The organism is Halomonas sp. ND22Bw, assembly GCF_003011945.1.
In the GTDB taxonomy this organism is placed as follows: domain Bacteria; phylum Pseudomonadota; class Gammaproteobacteria; order Pseudomonadales; family Halomonadaceae; genus Halomonas; species Halomonas halophila.
Genome location: NZ_PXWD01000869.1, coordinates 1 through 272, shown reverse-complemented (window position 1 = coordinate 272; position 272 = coordinate 1). Strand labels below are relative to the sequence as shown.

General features: G+C 61.4%; 1 protein-coding gene. It reads right to left on the bottom strand.

What is annotated here, in order from left to right; all coding sequences use genetic code 11:
* On the bottom strand, positions 1 to 209 hold a 209-nt coding region (locus CVH10_RS26855), incomplete at its 3' end, for a hypothetical protein (protein WP_219924912.1).
* Positions 210 to 272 lie beyond the last annotated feature (63 nt).

Genomic DNA, 272 nt, shown 5'->3' with positions numbered 1-272 from the left:
TTGAAGCACCAACGGGTTTCGAAGAAACTCGCCCCGTTCCATGCCTTGAGCCCGACTGCGATTCCCTGTGCATCGATCGCGCTGTCCTGCTGTAACGACGAAACTTGGTACTCGACATAGGCGGACGCAGTATCGCCCACCGCAAGTCGGGATCCGTCGAGTGTGTAGTTGGAGTTGAGCGTCAGGACGCCCCCGCTCGGCACGGCCACCGTCTTCCATGATCCGAGGCCGTCCGCCCGTAGGGTGTCGGACCAGGCAGCCGATCCTGATGA